The sequence below is a fragment of the Plantactinospora sp. ZYX-F-223 genome, assembly GCF_039649625.1.
In the GTDB taxonomy this organism is placed as follows: Bacteria; Actinomycetota; Actinomycetes; order Mycobacteriales; family Micromonosporaceae; genus Plantactinospora.
Window position 1 is genome coordinate 98,593 of sequence record NZ_JBDJAV010000003.1, and the last position, 16,063, is coordinate 114,655.

General features: G+C 74.1%; 14 protein-coding genes. 6 read left to right on the top strand and 8 right to left on the bottom strand.

Annotated elements, in window-relative coordinates; genetic code table 11:
• The first annotated feature begins 7 nt into the window (after positions 1–7).
• Positions 8–1,045, top strand: a complete 1,038-nt coding sequence (locus AAH979_RS04205; protein ID WP_346256665.1) for an aldo/keto reductase — start codon at positions 8–10, stop codon at positions 1,043–1,045.
• Positions 1,046–1,143: 98 nt separating this feature from the next.
• On the opposite strand, the gene AAH979_RS04210 is transcribed toward AAH979_RS04205, so the two are convergent.
• The gene (locus tag AAH979_RS04210; protein ID WP_346256666.1) at positions 1,144–2,112 is read right to left on the bottom strand and encodes a glutathione S-transferase C-terminal domain-containing protein; all 969 of its coding nucleotides are present in this window, start codon (positions 2,110–2,112) and stop codon (positions 1,144–1,146) included.
• Positions 2,113–2,227: 115 nt separating this feature from the next.
• Between AAH979_RS04210 and mycP the strand changes: the two genes are divergently transcribed.
• The gene (gene mycP, locus AAH979_RS04215) at positions 2,228–3,511 is read left to right on the top strand and encodes a type VII secretion-associated serine protease mycosin (protein ID WP_346256667.1); all 1,284 of its coding nucleotides are present in this window, start codon (positions 2,228–2,230) and stop codon (positions 3,509–3,511) included.
• A gap of 133 nt (positions 3,512–3,644) precedes the next feature.
• The gene (gene eccD, locus AAH979_RS04220) at positions 3,645–5,024 is read left to right on the top strand and encodes a type VII secretion integral membrane protein EccD (RefSeq protein WP_346256668.1); all 1,380 of its coding nucleotides are present in this window, start codon (positions 3,645–3,647) and stop codon (positions 5,022–5,024) included.
• A gap of 59 nt (positions 5,025–5,083) precedes the next feature.
• Here the strand turns inward: eccD and AAH979_RS04225 are convergent, their stop codons facing one another.
• Together AAH979_RS04225 and AAH979_RS04230 are read right to left on the bottom strand one after the other, a co-directional pair.
• Positions 5,084–5,791: a hypothetical protein gene (locus AAH979_RS04225; RefSeq protein ID WP_346256669.1), complete on the bottom strand. Its 708-nt coding sequence runs from the start codon at positions 5,789–5,791 to the stop codon at positions 5,084–5,086.
• A gap of 51 nt (positions 5,792–5,842) precedes the next feature.
• Positions 5,843–7,033: a type VII secretion protein EccE gene (locus tag AAH979_RS04230; RefSeq protein ID WP_346256670.1), complete on the bottom strand. Its 1,191-nt coding sequence runs from the start codon at positions 7,031–7,033 to the stop codon at positions 5,843–5,845.
• Between the two features lie 57 nt (positions 7,034–7,090).
• Here AAH979_RS04230 and eccB point away from each other — a divergent pair, with 57 nt between their 5' ends.
• Positions 7,091–8,560 carry a type VII secretion protein EccB gene (gene eccB / locus AAH979_RS04235; protein WP_346256671.1) on the top strand — a complete coding sequence of 490 codons (1,470 nt, stop codon included), beginning with the start codon at positions 7,091–7,093 and terminating at the stop codon, positions 8,558–8,560.
• A 29-nt stretch (positions 8,561–8,589) separates the two neighbouring features.
• On the opposite strand, the gene AAH979_RS04240 is transcribed toward eccB, so the two are convergent.
• Entirely contained in the window at positions 8,590–8,997 is a 408-nt protein-coding gene (locus AAH979_RS04240) for a YbaB/EbfC family nucleoid-associated protein (RefSeq protein ID WP_346256672.1), read from the bottom strand.
• Positions 8,994–9,410: a YbaB/EbfC family nucleoid-associated protein gene (locus tag AAH979_RS04245; protein WP_346256673.1), complete on the bottom strand. Its 417-nt coding sequence runs from the start codon at positions 9,408–9,410 to the stop codon at positions 8,994–8,996. Before AAH979_RS04245 ends, AAH979_RS04240 begins: the two co-directional genes overlap by 4 nt.
• A gap of 101 nt (positions 9,411–9,511) precedes the next feature.
• Between AAH979_RS04245 and AAH979_RS04250 the strand changes: the two genes are divergently transcribed.
• Together AAH979_RS04250 and AAH979_RS04255 are read left to right on the top strand one after the other, a co-directional pair.
• A complete protein-coding gene (locus AAH979_RS04250) occupies positions 9,512–9,889 on the top strand; it encodes a hypothetical protein (RefSeq protein ID WP_346256674.1) in 378 nt (125 codons plus the stop codon).
• Positions 9,889–10,968 carry a hypothetical protein gene (locus AAH979_RS04255; RefSeq protein WP_346256675.1) on the top strand — a complete coding sequence of 360 codons (1,080 nt, stop codon included), beginning with the start codon at positions 9,889–9,891 and terminating at the stop codon, positions 10,966–10,968. Before AAH979_RS04250 ends, AAH979_RS04255 begins: the two co-directional genes overlap by 1 nt.
• 141 nt (positions 10,969–11,109) lie before the next feature.
• Here the strand turns inward: AAH979_RS04255 and AAH979_RS04260 are convergent, their stop codons facing one another.
• The 3 genes from AAH979_RS04260 to eccCa all read right to left on the bottom strand — a co-directional run bounded on the left by AAH979_RS04260 (position 11,110) and on the right by eccCa (position 16,022).
• Positions 11,110–11,406, bottom strand: a complete 297-nt coding sequence (locus AAH979_RS04260; RefSeq protein WP_346256676.1) for a hypothetical protein — start codon at positions 11,404–11,406, stop codon at positions 11,110–11,112.
• A gap of 31 nt (positions 11,407–11,437) precedes the next feature.
• A complete protein-coding gene (locus tag AAH979_RS04265; RefSeq protein ID WP_346256677.1) occupies positions 11,438–11,758 on the bottom strand; it encodes a WXG100 family type VII secretion target in 321 nt (106 codons plus the stop codon).
• A gap of 256 nt (positions 11,759–12,014) precedes the next feature.
• Positions 12,015–16,022: a type VII secretion protein EccCa gene (gene eccCa, locus AAH979_RS04270; protein WP_346256678.1), complete on the bottom strand. Its 4,008-nt coding sequence runs from the start codon at positions 16,020–16,022 to the stop codon at positions 12,015–12,017.
• Between the last annotated feature and the right edge of the window lie 41 nt (positions 16,023–16,063).

The window sequence follows — 16,063 nt, forward strand, 5'->3', positions numbered from 1 at the left end:
GAGTGACATGGTCGACTACCGGCCCTTCGGCCGCACCGGAGTCCTGGTCAGCCCGCTGACCCTCGGCGCGATGAACTTCGGCAGCCGGGGCAACCCGGACCACGACGACAGCATCCGGATCATCCACCGCGCCCTGGCCGAGGGCATCAACGTGATCGACACCGCCGACGTCTACTCGCAGGGCGAGTCGGAGGAGATCGTCGGCAAGGCGCTCGCCGACGGCCGCCGCGACGAGGTCTTCCTGGCTACCAAGTTCCACGGCCAGATCGGCGCCAGCCCGCACCATCGGGGCAACTCCCGGCGGTGGATCGTCCGGGAGGTGGAGCAGAGCCTGCGCCGGCTGCGTACCGACTGGATAGACCTCTACCAGGTGCACCGGCCGGAGCCGGAGACCGACTTCGACGAGACCCTCGGCGCGCTCAGCGACCTCGTGCACCAGGGCAAGGTGCGTTACCTCGGCACGTCCACCTTCGAGCCGTCGGCGATCGTCGAGGGGCAGTGGATCGCGCAGCGCCGGGGACGGGAGCGGGTGGTCAGCGAGCAGCCGCCGTACTCGATCCTGGCCCGCGGGATCGAGCGTGAGGTGCTGCCGGTGGCCCAGCGGTACGGCCTGGCGGTGATCCCGTGGAGTCCGCTGGCCGGCGGCTGGCTCGCCGGCCGGTACCACCGGGGACTGACCGAGCCGATCTCGCGGCGGGCCGAGAGGTTTCCGGCCCGGTTCGACCCCCGGCTGCCGGCGAACGCGCGCAAGCTCGACGCGGTCGAGGCGCTCGGCACTCTCGCCGCCGAGGCGGGGCTCTCCCTGATCCACCTCGCCATCGCCTTCGTGCTGGAGCATCCGGCGGTCAGCTCCGCGATCATCGGCCCCCGGACGCTGGAGCACCTGGAGTCGCAGCTCGGTGCCGCGAAGGTGACGCTGTCCCGGGACGTGCTCGACCGGATCGACGAGATCGTGCCGCCCGGCACCACGTTGAACCCGGCCGACGCCGGGTACCAGCCGCCCGCGCTGACCGATCCCTCGGCCCGCCGCCGCTCGGCCGGCTGATCCGCCCGCACCGACGATCCGGGCCGCCCCGGACCTCGGGCCGGATGGTCGTCACCGGCCCGCCCGGCCCGCGGTCATACCGGGATGCCGGGAGCCGGCTACGAGCGGCGACCGCGCATCCGGGGGCGGGGCGGCCCGGCCGGCGCGGCGTGGCCGGGTCGGCCGGCCGGGGCGTGCCAGTCCGGCACCACCGCGCCGGCCACGGTGAACGAGCTGAAGTCGGTGGTCCGCCGGAATGCGGGCAGGGTGTAGAGGTCCCGGGCGTACGCCCACAGGTGCGGGTACGCCGCCAGGCCGGGGCAGATCGTCCGGGCGGCGTTGGCGCCAACGTCGAAGCGGACCAGGGTCACCCAGAGTCGGATGTCCGCCTCGGTCAGGGTCGGGCCGATCAGGTAGCGCCGGGTCGCCAGCCGGGCGTCGAGGGCGGCGAAGGCGTCGAGCAGCGCGACCCGGGCGGCGGCACCCTCCGCACCCGGCCGGGCGGCCGCGGGCGCACCGTGGTTGACCGCCGGGCCAAGCCAGGCGTCGAGCTCCTCGATCTCGTCGCGGTGCTCCTGCGGGTACGTGTCGACGACCGGGGTGGCGTGCCGGCGGAACCGGGTGGCGAGGTCGATGCCGATCGTCCGGTAGTCGTTGCTGACCACCGCGGCGGTGGCCCGGTCCCACAGCATCGGCACCGAGACGTGACCGTCGAAGCCCTCCTCGGTCGCCTCGTACGCCTGGCGCAGCAGCGTGAAGCCGTTCACCGGGTCCGGCCCGTACTGCTCGCGGAACGCCCAGCCGCGCCCGTCCCGGGCGTTGTCCACGTAGGAGACGCTGACCACGTCGGCGAGCCCGGCGAGCGCCCGGGTGATGGTGACCCGGTGCGACCAGGGGCAGAACCAGCCGGCGTAGAGGTGGTAGCGGCCGACCCGGGGCGTGAACCCGGCCGGACTCTCCTCGGCGATGCGTCCGGTGAAGCGGTAGCGCGGGCGGGGATCGTCGGGCCGCTGGGCGATCCGGTATTCGCCGTAGGTGACGGTGTCGACCGGGCTGGCCAGCCGACTGAAGCGCGACAGTCTCGGCATCGGAGACCTCCGGAGGACGCTAGCCGGACTAATCCTATCTGTTATATAGGATTTCCGTCCACTCTCGCCGGACGGCCGAGCCGATCCGGCCCGGCGCGGCGGCATAATGCGAAGGGTGCGAGCTGACCTAGACGCGCGACGGATCCGGCCTCCGGCGGGCGTCGGGACGCCGCGCCGACCGCGGCGGTTCCCGGTGCGGCGTACGGCGCCGGTGGTCGCCGCGCTGGTGGCCGGCCTGGTCGCCGCGGCCGGCAGCCCGGCAGCGGCCACCCCGTCGATCCGGTACGCGGCCGCGCGCTGCGGCCCGGCCGTCACCGATCCGCTCTCCGCTGCCCCATGGCCGCTGACCCGGCTCCGCCCCGACCTGGCCTGGCCGTTGAGCACCGGGGTGGGAGTCAGGGTCGCGGTCGTCGACTCCGGCGTCTCCGCCGATCACCCCACCCTGGCCGGCAAGGTGCTCCCCGGCCGGGACCTGCTGTCCTCATCCGACGGTGGCGACGGCCGGTGCGACGAGAACGGGCACGGCACCCTGATCGCCGGGATCATCGCCGGCCGGGAGGCGGTCAGCGCCGGCTTCCGGTTCTACGGCGTCGCGCCCGGAGCCGAGATCGTGCCGGTACGCGTGCTCCGCGACCAGCGCAGATCGGAGGAGGCGGACCTCTCCGGGCGGATCGCCGAGGCGATCCGCTGGGCGGTCGACGAGGCCGACGCCGACGTGGTCAACCTGTCGCTGACCACCCCGCCGACCCGGCAGTTGCAGTCGGCCGTCGCGCACGCCGTCGCGCGGCGGGTCGTGGTGGTCGCCGCCGCCGGCAACACCGGTGAGTCGGGTGTGGAGGCCGGGGAGCCGACCTTTCCGGCGGCCTATCCAGGGGTGATCGCGGTCGCCGGGGTCAACGCCGCCGACGCGCACGTGCAGACGTCGACCAGCGGCGACTTCGTGGACGTGGCGGCACCGGGCGAGCGGATCGCCGGGCCGGCGGCAGCCGGCGGCGGCTACCTGTTCACCGCCGAGGGGGGCACCAGCTTTGCCACCGGGTACGTCTCGGGGCTGGCCGCGCTGGTCCGGTCGTACGACCCGACGCTCTCGCCCGACCAGGTGGCCGACCGGATCACCCAGACCGCCGACCACCCCGACGGGCTGTGGAACTCCCAGGTCGGCCACGGGGTGATCAACCCGGTACGGGCGGTCGGCGCCCTCCGCCCGGCCGGCGTACCGGAACCCGGGGCCGCCGTCAGCGTGCCACGCCCGGCCGCCCGCCCGTCCCCGCTGCGCGCCGTGAGCGCCGCCTCGGGGGTGATCGCCGTGGTCGGCGTCGCCCTGGCACTGCTCCTGCTCGCCTCGGTACCGGTCGTCCGGCGGGGCCGCCGGCGCGGCTGGCGTACGGCACGCAGGTGACGGTCGCCCGCGCGACGACCGTCCACACCCGATCGACGGGCCGCCGGAAGATCCGACCGGCCTCCCCTGTGCACCTCCCCGAGGCACCGTCGCGGTGATAATGTCCCGGCATCGTTGACACGGAGGTTGAGGCGTGGCCAGTGGGTTCAGCCGGGTCACGGTGGTAGCTCCACGCAGTCGTGTCGATCTCGCCCTACCCGCCGACGTACCCCTGGCGGACCTGCTGCCCACGGTGCTCAGCTACGCGGGCGACGCCCTGGCCGACGATCCGGCGGCGCGCAACGGCTGGACGCTGTCCCGGATGGGCGGTGCGGCGCTGGACAGCTCGCGCAGCCCCGCCCAGCTCGAGGTACGCGACGGCGAACTGCTCTACCTGCGACCCCGGGGTGAGGAGGCGCCGCTGCCGGTCTTCGACGACGTGGTGGACGCGGTCGCCACCGCCGCCCGGGAACGCACCGGCCGGTGGAGCCCGGCCGCCACCCGGGTGCTCGGCCTCACGCTCGGGGCGGTGGCCCTGCTCGGTGGCGCGGTGGCGGTGCTGCTCGCCGGCCCGCCGCAGCTGCCCGGCGGCCTGGTCGGGCTCGGCCTCGCCGCCGCACTGCTGCTCGGCGCGGTGGTGCTGGCCCGGGCCGTGGGCGACACGCGGAGCGCCGTCGTCTTCGCGCTGGTGGCGCTCTGCTACGCGGCCGTCGGCGGGCTGCTGGTGCTCGCCGGCGACCGGACCGTCGGCCAGCTCGCCCCGCCGCACGTGCTCGTCGCCGCGACCGCGGTGCTGTTGGTGGCGGCGGCCGCCGCGATCGGCGTCGGCGACGCCGGGCCGGTCTTCCTGTGCGGTGCCGCCTGCGCGGTGGCGCTGCTCGTCGCCGCCGCTGTCCGGGTGCTCTTCGGGGTGGGTACCCCGGCCGCGGCCGCGATCACCGTGACACTGGTGTTCGGCACGCTTCCGCTGCTGCCGATGCTCGCCTACCGGCTCGGTCGGCTGCCCGACCCGTCGGTGCCGACCGACCCGGAGCAGCTTCGGCAGGACACCCACGCGGTCGACGGCCTCCAGACGTTCGCCCGCTCCGACCGGGCCGACGCCTTCCTGGCCGGCATGCTCGGCGCGCTGGCCGTGATCGGTGCGGCGGCCGCCGTCGCGCTGGCCGCCGACGGGATTCCCGGGCTGGCTCTCTGCGTCGTGCTCGGGTTGACGATGATGGCCCGGGCTCGCTGGTTCCTCGGTCGGGCGCAGCGGCTGCCGCTGCTGGGCGCCGGCGCCGTGGCCCTGGCCGCCGCCGTGGTCGCCGCCTACGACGATCTCGGCCTGGCGTGGCGGCTGACGCTGCTGCTCGGGTCGCTGCTGGTGGTCGCCGCGATCAGCGTCGGCTTCGCGCTGGCCGGCGGGCGCCGGCCGAGTTCACCGGTCTGGGGGCGCACCCTGGACATCCTCGAGGTGGTCCTGATCCTCGCCATCTTCCCGCTGGCGGTCTGGGTCAGCGGCCTGCTCGGCTGGATCCGCGCCATCCGCGGCTGATCCTGCCGTCTCCATGCCGACTCGGGGAACCCCGCCACCCCGCCACGCGCCGACGAGGATCAGCCGAAGAGTTGGTGCTCGACCCGGGTCGGGGTGAGCCAGACGTACCGGGCGGAGCCGCCGCCGAAGGCGGCGACCATCTCGTTGCCCATCGTGGTGACCGCCGACCAGACCGGCCGGGGCAGGGCGAGCGCCGAGCCGACCAGCGCCGCCTCCGGCTGCGTCAGCCGCTGCACCAGCACCACGTCGGCGCCGGCCAGCACGGGTACGCCGGCCGGGGTCAGCCGGGGCAGCACGGTCAGCTGCGTCTCCCAGGCCCGGGTCGGTGGCCGCCGTTCCGGCCCGTGCACGCCGACGTCGCGCAGCCGCAACAGGGGTCGGGTCGGGTCGGCCGGCTCGTCGCCGCCGGGATAGGCCGAGCGCCACACCCGGTCACCGGCACCCCCGGCGGCCCGATCCAGCGCGAGCCAGTGCGCCAGCGTGGCGATGGTGCCGGCCGCCGCCGGGACGACCGCGTCCACGGCGTCGACCGCGACCCGCGCGCCGTGGCCGAGACAACGGAACACCAGCACCTGGGCGGTCCACCAGTCGCCGACGAACGCCACGGTGAGCGGTTCGGGGCGGAACAGGCGCAGCAGTACCGGCTGGTTGGTGCCGTCCCGGCCCAGCACCACCCCGATGGCGTCGACATCGAGGGTGAGCCGGCCGAGCAGGTCGCCGGCGAGCCGGCGTTCCGGCGCGGCGGTCTTCGGGTCACCGGTCGGCATCGCTCGCTCCCGTCTGCGCATCGCCGGGCCGGGCCGGTCCGCGGGTCGCGTTCACCGGGCGACCAGTCCCAGGGTGGCGCCGGTCGGCGCGGTCGCGTACACCCCGGTGGCGTGCTCGCCGTTGAGCCGGACCAGTCGCACCCCGGCACCGGCCGCGCTGGCCAGTAGTTGACGTACGCAGGCGTCGACCGCGTCCGGGGTGGTGGCGACCCGGACCAGGGTCCGCGCGGTGGCCCTGCCCCCCGGGGCGCCGGAGCCGTCCCGCCGGCCGAACACCACCGCGACGCTCACGTCGAGCGCGGACGGGACCTGCGTGAGCGCCCGGAGCGGGTCCACGGTGGGCCTCGCCGGCCAGGACCGCACCGCGAAACAGACCTGCACCCGCCACTGGCCCTGCCAGCGTGACCACCGCTCCGGCCCGGGGCCGGGCGCCGCCACCCCGTCGACACCGCACGAGTACGCCAGCGCCTGGCGCAGGCCGTCCCCGTCCAGCACGGTGTGCTCGACGTCGAGGTTGGCCAACCCGGTGCCGACCCGGGTGATCGCCGCGCTGAGCGCCCGGTGTACGCCGGCCAGCCCGCCGCCCCGGTCCGCCGCCACCGTCGCCGCGTCCCGGGCCGAGAGCCGGGCGGCGATCCAGACGTCGTGGTGCACTGGCACCGCCAGCATCCGGCACAGCTCCCGGTACGACTGGGTGGCCGCGGAGCCCGGGTCGACGGCGGCGATCGGCAGCGACGAGTGCCGCAGCACGATCTGCACCGTGCTGGCCGGCAGTGCCGGATCGGCCGCCAGGTCGGCGAGCCAGTCCAGCCGCAGCGCCGTGCCGGAGCCGCCGGAGAGCCCGTCGGGATGCCGCACCGAGATCGCCGCGAACCAGCCCAGCGCGTCCTGTCCGACCCCGATCGTGCCGGAGCGGTCGGTGACGGTGGTCGTACTCGGACCGGGCGAGACCACCGCCAGCAACGGGTCGTACCCGCCGGAGCGGCGCAGCTCGCGCCGGCTGTCCCGATGCCGCCGGGCCAGCCGCAGCCGGGCACCGAGGACCTCGTACCACCAGCGGCCGCCCGAGCGGCCGAACGTGGCGACCAGCAGCACACCGGCGGCGGCTCCGGCCAGCGCACCCGGCACGGGGGAGAGTGCGTAGACGGCGGCACCGGTCGCGAACAGCGCCAGCTCGACGGCGACGAGTTGCACCGTGCCGAACCGCCCGGTGGGTCGGCCGACAGCCATCAACTCCGGCATGGCCCACACCCTACGTGCCGACTGTATGATGTCGCATCGGCCGAAGGCGGGGTGGGGATGCGCAGCCGTCGGGAACAGGTGCAGGCATACCGGTTCCTCATCCGGCGGATCGTCTCCGCGCTGCTGGCCGGCGAGCCCGAGACCAACGAACTGCCGATGCGGAGGTTCGCCCTCGCGATGCTCGGCGGCCTGCTGGCCGCGGTGCTGCTCCTCGCCGGGTTCGGCGTCTACGGGCTGCTGCGGCCGGGCGGGCGCCAGCCGGTGGAGAACGCGATCATCGTGGAGCGGGACACCGGTGCGAAGTTCATCTACACGCAGGGCCGGCTGCACCCGGTACTCAACTGGACGTCGGCGCTGCTCATCCTCGGCCAGCCGGAGCCGGTGGTGCGGACCATGTCGGAGAGTTCGCTGCGGGCCGTGCCGCGCGGACTGCCGATCGGGATCCCCGGCGCGCCCGACTCGCTGCCGTCCCGGTCGGCGCTGCTCGGCCTGCCGATCAGCGTGTGCAGCGCACCCCGCTCGCTGACCTCGGTCGCCCGGGCCACGCACCTGCTGGTCGGCTGGGCCCCGTCCGGCGGTACAACGGTCGGCCGGCAGGGCCTGCTGGTCAGTGTGGACGGTGGCGACCGCTATCTGCTGTGGAGCGAGCACCGGCTGCGGATCCGGGGCAACGCCGTGCTCGCCGCCCTCGGCTGGGCCGGGATTCCGCCGGTCGCGGTCGGCGAGGCGTTCCTCAACTCCGTCCCACCGGGGCCGGACCTGGTGCCGCTGGCCCTGCCCGGCGCCGGCTCACCCGCCGAGCCGACGATCGCCGGCCAGCAGACCCGGATCGGGCAGTTGTTCCGGGCGGCGGGCAAGTCGTACGTGATGCTTCCCGACGGGCTCGCCCCGGTCGGCGCGGTCACCGCCCGGCTGCTTGAGGCGGCCGGGCGTGCGGTCAACGAGATCTCCGCCCAGCAGGCCGGCCGGCTGATCGTGGACAGGGTGGCCGAGCCGCCCGGGTTTCCCGACGCGGTGCCCGAGGTGCGGGGCGCGCAGACCCCCGCTCCGATGGTCTGCGCGAGCTACCGCGACGACGGCGGCGCGGCGGAGCACCCGGTCACCATCGAGACCTTCGGCGTCGTGCCGGGCGAGGTCCCGCCGATCGACGGGGCGCCGGTCGCGGCCCGGGCCGGGGCGGACGGGGTACGGCCGGCGGACCGGGTCGCGCTGCCGGGCGGGCACGCCGCCCTGGTCCGCGCCGCCAACCCGATCGGCGCGAACGCGGCCGGCAACGTCTATCTCGTCACCGATCAGGGGCTGAAGTTTCCGCTGTCCCGGCCGGAGCTGGAGAAGGCGCAGAGTTCGCTCGGCTATGCGGGCGTCCGGCCGGTGCAGGTGCCGGCGAGCATCCTGGCGCTGGTGCCGACCGGGGTGGCGCTCGATCCGGCGGCCGCGTTGCGGCTCTCGCCGCTGCCGACGGTCGCCCCGGTCGGCCCCGCCGGCTCCGGCGGCCAGGCGCGGGAGCCCACCCCCGGCCCGAGCTGACCCGTCCGGGACCAGGTCGGAGGGGCCGGCTACGCCCCTGGTCGCCGGGGTCCCGGGGTACGCCGGAGCAGCCGATCGCACTCGGCCACCTCGGGCGGGGTGAGTTCCCCGGCCGCCTGCTCGTACGCCGCGCGGGCCCGCTGCTGGGTGGCCTGGAGTACCCGGGTGACCACCTCGCCGAGCTTGACGTGGTGGTACTGCTGCAACGCCCCGCCGCGCAGCCGGACCTCGGTGACCGTGCCGGCGCCGGTCACCCGGACGCTGACCCGGCCGTCCCGGCTGTGCCCCTCGACCTGCGCGGCGGCCAGCCGGCCCAGTTCACCGTCCATGTTGTCCAGTGCGGCGAGTGCCCGCCGGGCCAGCTCCTCGTAGCCCGCCTCGTCGTGCGGGGAGTACACCAGCGGCTCGACGTCGTCCGGGTCGTCGCGTCCGGTCACCGGTCATCCCTTCCCAGTACTCCGCCGCTCGGTTCCGGCCCGTCGGCGGGCTCCGTGGCACGCCAGCCGTCCGCGCCGGTACGCTCCCCGACCGCTCCCGGGACCGGCGGCACCACCTCTGCGGCGACCTCCGCGAGCGCGTCGCCGAGACGCTGCTGGGCGGCGGCGACCGAGGCCAGGACCGCCTCCTCGACCACCGACGGGTCGTGCCGGGCGATCGTCTTCGCGAACGTCACCCTGAGTACGACACCCTGGCCGTCGACCACCGAGGTGACGAGCCGGGCCGGGTCGGTGCCCTGGTAGGTGTCGGCCAGCAGCCGCTGCCAGCGCGCCTCCGTCCGGGCGATCGACGCCTCCAGCACGGCCAGGTCGGCCGGGGTGGTGGTCGGGTCGGACAACTCGTCCGTCGGCATCGGCACCTCCGCGGCATTGGGACTCGACCCGGCAGGCACTATATTTTACGAAGACCGACTCGATGTTCCTCCATGCCAGGCAGAAGCGACAAACTGGGAGGATGGCGTTGAGCATTCCGAACGGTTCCACGTCCGCTGGCGCACCGGAGTTCCAGGCGCAACTGCCGGAGATGCGGGCGGCGGCCAACCAGATCGCGAGCCTGGCCGAGGACTACCGCAATTCGTTCACGCCGATCACCGGCGCGGTCGAGGGCACGGTGGCGGGCAACGCGGGTCTGCCCAGCTTCGCCACGATGGCGCAGTTCTTCACCGTCGCCGTCTCGGCGGCGATCAAGACGGTCGCGGACGAGCTCGACACCCAGGCGGTGCAGGTCCGGCAGGCGGCGCAGCACTTCGAGGAGGTCGACCTGCAACAGCGGCAGCGCGCCGCGACGCTGCACTTCGACGACCGGATGCCGCCGGGCACGGGGGTGGCGTGATGGGCACGGTCAGCTTCATGGGCCTGAAACTGTCCGACCCGGCGGTGGTGCAGGCTCTGCTCGGCCCGGTCGTGCAGGCCTTCGTCAACAACATGACGAACACCGGCACCAACTTCGGCGCCGCCGCAACCCTGCCGAACCTGGTCGGCGCGACCGGCACCGCCCAGCAGGATCGGCGGAGCATCGCGCTGAACGCACTGCAACAGGTGACCGGCACGGTCGCGCAGGCGATGTCGACCACCAGCACCGGCAGCACCCAGTTGCAGGCCACCAAGACCCAGCTCGACGCGATCGTCGCCAGCGCCACCGCCGGTGGCTACCAGGTGCTGCCGACCGGGCAGGTGACGCCGAGCGCCGCGCAGCGGGCGTACTGCAAGGCGACCTGGTCACACGGCGGCGCCGCCAGGTGGGCGATGTACGAGATGCGGGCGGCGCAGTACACGGCGCAGATCGCCGCCACCACCACCCAGGCGTCGACGCTGGACGCCCAGCTCACCGCGGCACTGGTGAAACTCGCCACCGACTATCTCAGCAGCCTGTTCACCAAACAGTCCGACGCGGCCACCACCTCGCTGCCCGACCTCCCGGAGGTGCCGCCGCCGCCACCGCTGCCGACACCGGGCATCCCGACGCCGGTCGACGGCGCCCCGATCGGCCCGACTCCCACACCATTGCCCGTGGGCAGCGGGCCGGATCTCGGTGCTGGGCTCGACGACCTGCCGGGCGGGACCGCCCTGGCCGGCGCGGGCGGTGCCGGAGGTCCGCTCGGCGGTGCGGGCGCCCTCGGAGTCGGCGGCGCCGGGCTGGGCCTGAGCGGAGTGCCGGCCGGCAACGCCCCGGCCACCCTGCAGGGCGGCGTCGCCGGTGTCGGCATGGCCGGGATCGGTACTGCCGCCGGCGCGGGTTCGGCGGCCGGAGCCGGCCGGGCGGTAGCCGGCACGTCCATGCTGGGCGTCGGTGGCTTCGCCGGCCATGGCGGTGCGGCGGGCGACTCCGGCGAGCACGAGGCCGCGAACTGGCTGGTCGAGGAGGGCGAGGCGTGGACCTCCGGCGACGCGCCGGACGGGGTGATCGGCTGACGGTGGCCGACCGGCCCCGAGGCGGCGACGCGTCAGCGGCCGGGATCGCCGTCCACAGGGAAGTAGCCGGGAGGTGACGTGCTCCCGGCTACTTCCGTCGAACAGTCGGCCGGATCGCCGAGTCGGTTGCGCGGCCGGCTCTCAGCGGCCGCTCTGGCCCATCACCGCCGCCGCCCGGCGGTCGGCCTCCTTGAGGGACTCGCTCGCGTCCGCGACGACCGTGCCGGCCTTCAATACCACCTGGTGGAACTCGTTCCACAGCTGTTCCATCTGGCCCTTCCAGACCTCGAACTCGGCCCGGGCGTCGCTGTCCCACGGAATCTTCGCGATGTCGGCGACAAAGTTCTTGGTGGTGACCTCGATGTTGATGCCGTGCTTCTTGAGCTTCGCGGCCGCGGCCTCTGCCTCGCCGTGGACCATCCGGATCTGGTTGCTCATGGGTTCCTCCGCGTGGACCGGTCGGTCAGGGCTAGCGGGTGATGTTGTAGACGTTGATCGTGTTCACCGAGGAGGACATCGTCTCGTTCACGTCGGTGTAGGTCCGGTCCACGTCCTCCAGGCCGACCCGCATCTCGTCCATCTTGGCCTGCAGGCGGCGGGCTCCGTCGACCATCTCGGTGGCGACGGCGTAGAACTTGGTCGCCGCCTCACCCTCCCAGCCCCGTGACCTGAGCTGGTGCACCGCGAGTTCGATGTTCTTGATCTGGAAGTTGATGACGCCACGGGCATGATCGACGAGCTGCGCAGCGCGCTGGGCGTTACCCTCTTCGTGGGTGAATGTCTGTGCCACGCTACCCTCCGGAGACTAGGCAGAGGCGGGACGCCAGACTCATCGGCGTCTCTATCCGGCCAGGGTAGCCGATGGTCGCCTCCCACCACACCGCTCGCGGGTCGGCTGCCGGACCGGTGGCACTTCGGCCCTCCGTCCGGCCACGCCGCCCGGACCGCCCCTGTTCACTGAACCTTTTCAACCTCCCCTCGCGGTCCGGCGGACCGCAAGGTCGGACGCGGTGCGTGAGCGCCGCGCGGTCCAGGTGGGAAAAGGTTCACTGTGGATCGAGCCACGCCGTCTGCACCAGGTTCACCCCGTCGCTGCGCCGGATCAGGGTGCCCCGGCCGGGCGGCTGCGGGCTGGGCCGGACGTGCCCGAGTACCGCGCCCTCGTCGGGGTTGCCGGACATCAGCAGCCCCGGCGTGTTCAGGTCGGTGAGCTGTTGCAGCACCGGCTCGTACAGCGCCCGCCCGACACCGCCGCACCGGCGGGCCAGGACCAGGTGCAGCCCGATGTCCCGGGCCGGCGACAGCAGATCCACCAGCCCGTCCAGCGGGTTTCCGCTGCTGGTCGCGACCATGTCGTAGTCGTCGACCAGGAGGTAGATCTCCGGCCCCTGCCACCAGGAACGGTTGCGGAGCTGATCGGTCGTCACGTCCGGGCCGGGCAACCGGGCCGTCATCGCCTGCGCGATCCCGCCGACCATCGCCGTCGCGGTCTGTGCGGACGGCGTGTAGTCGAGCAGGTGCTCGCCCTCGACCGCGCCGAGCAGGGTACGCCGGTAGTCGACGATGACCAGTTTCGCCTCGCCCGGCGGGTGTCGCGCCACGATGGTCTGGGCGATCAGCCGGAGCAGGTTCGTCTTGCCACACTGCGCGTCGCCCAGGACGATCAGGTGTGGCTCGGTGTCGAAGGCCAGGTGCACCGGGGCCAGGTAGGTCTCGTTCAGGCCGATCGGGATGCCCGGCCCCGCGACGTCGCGCAGTTGGGCCGCAGGCAGCATCCGGGGCAGCAGCCGTACCTTCGGCGCCGGCTCGTGCCGCCAGCCGGCCCGGACCCGCGCCACCAGTTCGGCGGCGCCGGTCTGCAGCTCGTCGGCGCCGGCGCGCCCGTCGATCCGGGGCACCGCGGCCAGGAACTGGAGCTTGTCGCGGGTGACACCCCGACCGGGGGTGTTCTCGGGTACGTTCGCGGCGGCCCGCCGGTCGATCTCGGAGTCGCTCGGGTCACCCAGCCGCAGTTCGAGCCGGGTGCCGAAGAGTTCCCGGACGTTGTAGCGGATCTCCGACCAGCGGGTGGCGGTGAGCACCACGTGGATGCCGAACCCGAGACAGCGGGCGGCGAGCCGGGTGATGATCTCCTCCTGCTGCTCGAACTCCTCCCGTACGGTGCCCCAGCCGTCGACGACCAGGAAGACGTCCCCGAACGGGTCGTCGGTGATCTCACCGCTGGCCCGCAACGCCCGGTACGCGTCGATCGACTCGACGCCGAGCTCGGCGAAGCGCGCCTCCCGCTCGTCCAGCAGGACGCTCACCTCGGCCACGGTGCGGCGGATCGCCTCGTGGTTGCGGCGTACCGCCACCCCGGACAGGTGCGGCAGCCCCTCCAGGGAGCGCAGCGTGCCGCCGCCGAAGTCGAGGCAGAGGAACTGCACCTCGCGCGGGCTGTGCGTGAGCGCCAGCGCGCAGAGCATCGAGCGCAGCAGGGTGCTCTTGCCGGTCCGTGGCCCGCCGACGATCACCACATTGCCGCCGGCCCCGGCGAGATCCACCAGGAACGGGTCGCGGCGCTGCTCGTACGGGCGGTCCTCGATGCCGACCGGCACGACCAGCCGCCCGACGCCGGGCCAGGTGGCGGTGACCAGGCCACGGTGCTCGTCCACGACCGGTTCGCCGAGCAGCGCGTCCAGGCTCGGCGCCACGTCCAGCGGGGGCAGCCACACCTGGTGCGCCGGTGGGCCCTGGCGCAGCCGGTCCACGATCACGTCGAGCATGGTGGTCTGCCGGCCGGCGTCGGCCGGGCTCCCGGCCGGCTCGGCCGGCTCGTCGGGCACCGCCGGCAGCTCGGGCGGGACGGGCACGTGCACGGTGCCGTACGGCATGATCCGGCGGCGTACCAGGGCCTGGGGCACCGGGCCGGTCGCGGTCGCCGTCCGGTACGGCCCGGAGACGTACGCGGCCCGGAAGCGCAGCATGGTCAACGTGCCGGCCTTCAGGTAGCCGTGCCCGGGCGCGTTCGGCAGCTCGTACGCGTCCGGCACGCCGAGCACCACCCGGCTCTCCATCGCCGAGAAGGTGCGCAGCCCGATCCGGTACGACAGGTGGGTGTCCAGCCCGCGCAGCCGCCCCTCCTCCAGCCGCTGGCTGGCGAGCAGCAGGTGCACGCCGAGCGAGCGGCCGAGCCGGCCGATCGTCACGAAGAGGTCGATGAAGTCCGGCTTGGCGGCCAGCAGCTCGCTGAACTCGTCGCAGATGATCAGCAGGCTGGGCAGCGGGGCGAGCGGTTCGCCGGCCCGGCGCGCCTTCTCGTACTCGTACCGGGAGACGTAGTTGCCGGCGGCCCGCAGCAGCTCCTGCCGGCGGACCAGCTCGCCCGCGACGGCGTCCTCCATCCGGTCCACCATGGACAGCTCGTCGGCCAGGTTGGTGATCACCGCACTGGTGTGCGGCAGCACGTCCAGCGAGGCGAAGGTGGCGCCGCCCTTGAAGTCCACCAGGACGAGGTTGAGCTCCTCGGAGGAGTGCGTGACGGCGAGCGAGACCACGATGGTGCGCAGCAGCTCGCTCTTGCCCGAGCCGGTGGCACCGATGATCAGTCCATGCGGGCCCATGCCGTCCTGTGCGGCCTCCTTGAAGTCCAGCTCCACCACCGAGCCGTCCGCGCCGATCCCGAGCGGGATCCGCAGCCGGTCCCGGTCCGGGCGGGGCCGCCAGCTCCGCGCCGGGTCGACCGCGCCGGCGTCGCCGAAGCCGAGCAGTTCGGGCAGCTCGGTGACCCGGGCCGTCGCCTCCTCGGTCTCGACGTGCTGGGAGAGCCGGTGCGGGGCGAGCTGCCGGGCCAGCCCGGTGGCCTGCTCGACGCTGAGCCGGTCCGGTACGCCCAGTGTCATGCTCCGGTCGCCCCGGTCGGCCGAGAGCGTGTCGGGGGTGACGTCGAGGCAGAGCAGCCAGCGGCCGGCGTCCCGGGGCACCATGCCGGACAGGTCCAGCACGGTGCTGCCGAGTACGCCGGCACCGTGTAGCTGGGAGGTCGCCGGCACCTCGCCGCCGTCGAGTACGACCAGCAGGTGCGCGGCCGTGGTCAGCGGCCGGGCGTCCGGCGAGTGTCGCGGCCGGACGGTGAACTCGTCGCGGAACGCCTCCTCCAGCGCGGTCGCCGACTCGAAGACCAGCCTGGTCGCACCGGCGCCGTCGGTGACCCGGTCGTCCTGGGCGTGCGGCAGCCACTTGACCCAGTCCCAGTCCGGCCGCCGTTCCGGCGCGATCACCACGGCGATCCGGACGTCGTCCGGCGAGTGGAAGGTGGCGAGCTGGCAGAGCAGCGCCCGGGCCAGGCCGAGCACCGGATCGCGGTCGCCGCGCAGCACCAGCCGGCTGAACGAGCGGAGCTGGATCGCCAGTGGCAGGTCCGGGACGACGGACTGGGCCCGGACGAAGCGGCGCAGTGCGATCGCGGTCAGCGGTTCCAGGTCCTCGACCGGCCTGGTGTCGGGCGGCTTGATCGTCACCGACAGCTTCTGGGTCCCGGTCGCCACCCGTATCTCGGCGAAGTCGTCGTCGGTGCTGCGCCGCTCCCACATCCGCCGGGAGGCGCAGACCGACCAGAGCGCGCTCGGGGCCGGATGCCGCCACAGCAGCGCGGTCCGCTGCTGCGCGGCCGCGTTGCGCGCCTTGCGCCGGGCCTGGGTCAGGTAGCGCAGGTAGTCGCGGCGCTGCGCGTCCACCTCGGCCCGGCTGTTGCCGTGTCCGCCGCCCATCGAGGTGGCCGCCATGCCCAGCATGGAGAGTCCGAACAGGCCGCCGACGACGTAGGTGAGCACCCCGCCGCCGCGTCCGGAGTAGAGGATGGCCATCGCGGCGACCCCGGCCACCATGGGGACCAGCATCATCACCTGGAGGAGGCTGCGGGGCAGCGGCTCCGACAGCTCCGGCGGCGACTCCAGGGCGAGTTCCCCCCGGGGCAGCGGCGGTGACGGCTGGCGGGGCGGTCGGCGGAACAGGACGGTGCCGGCGACGCCCTCGCGGGCGCGCGGAAGGCGAGACTGGGCCTCGGTGACCTCCACGAACCGGGATACTATCCGTCAGAGCTGCCCGGCACCCTACG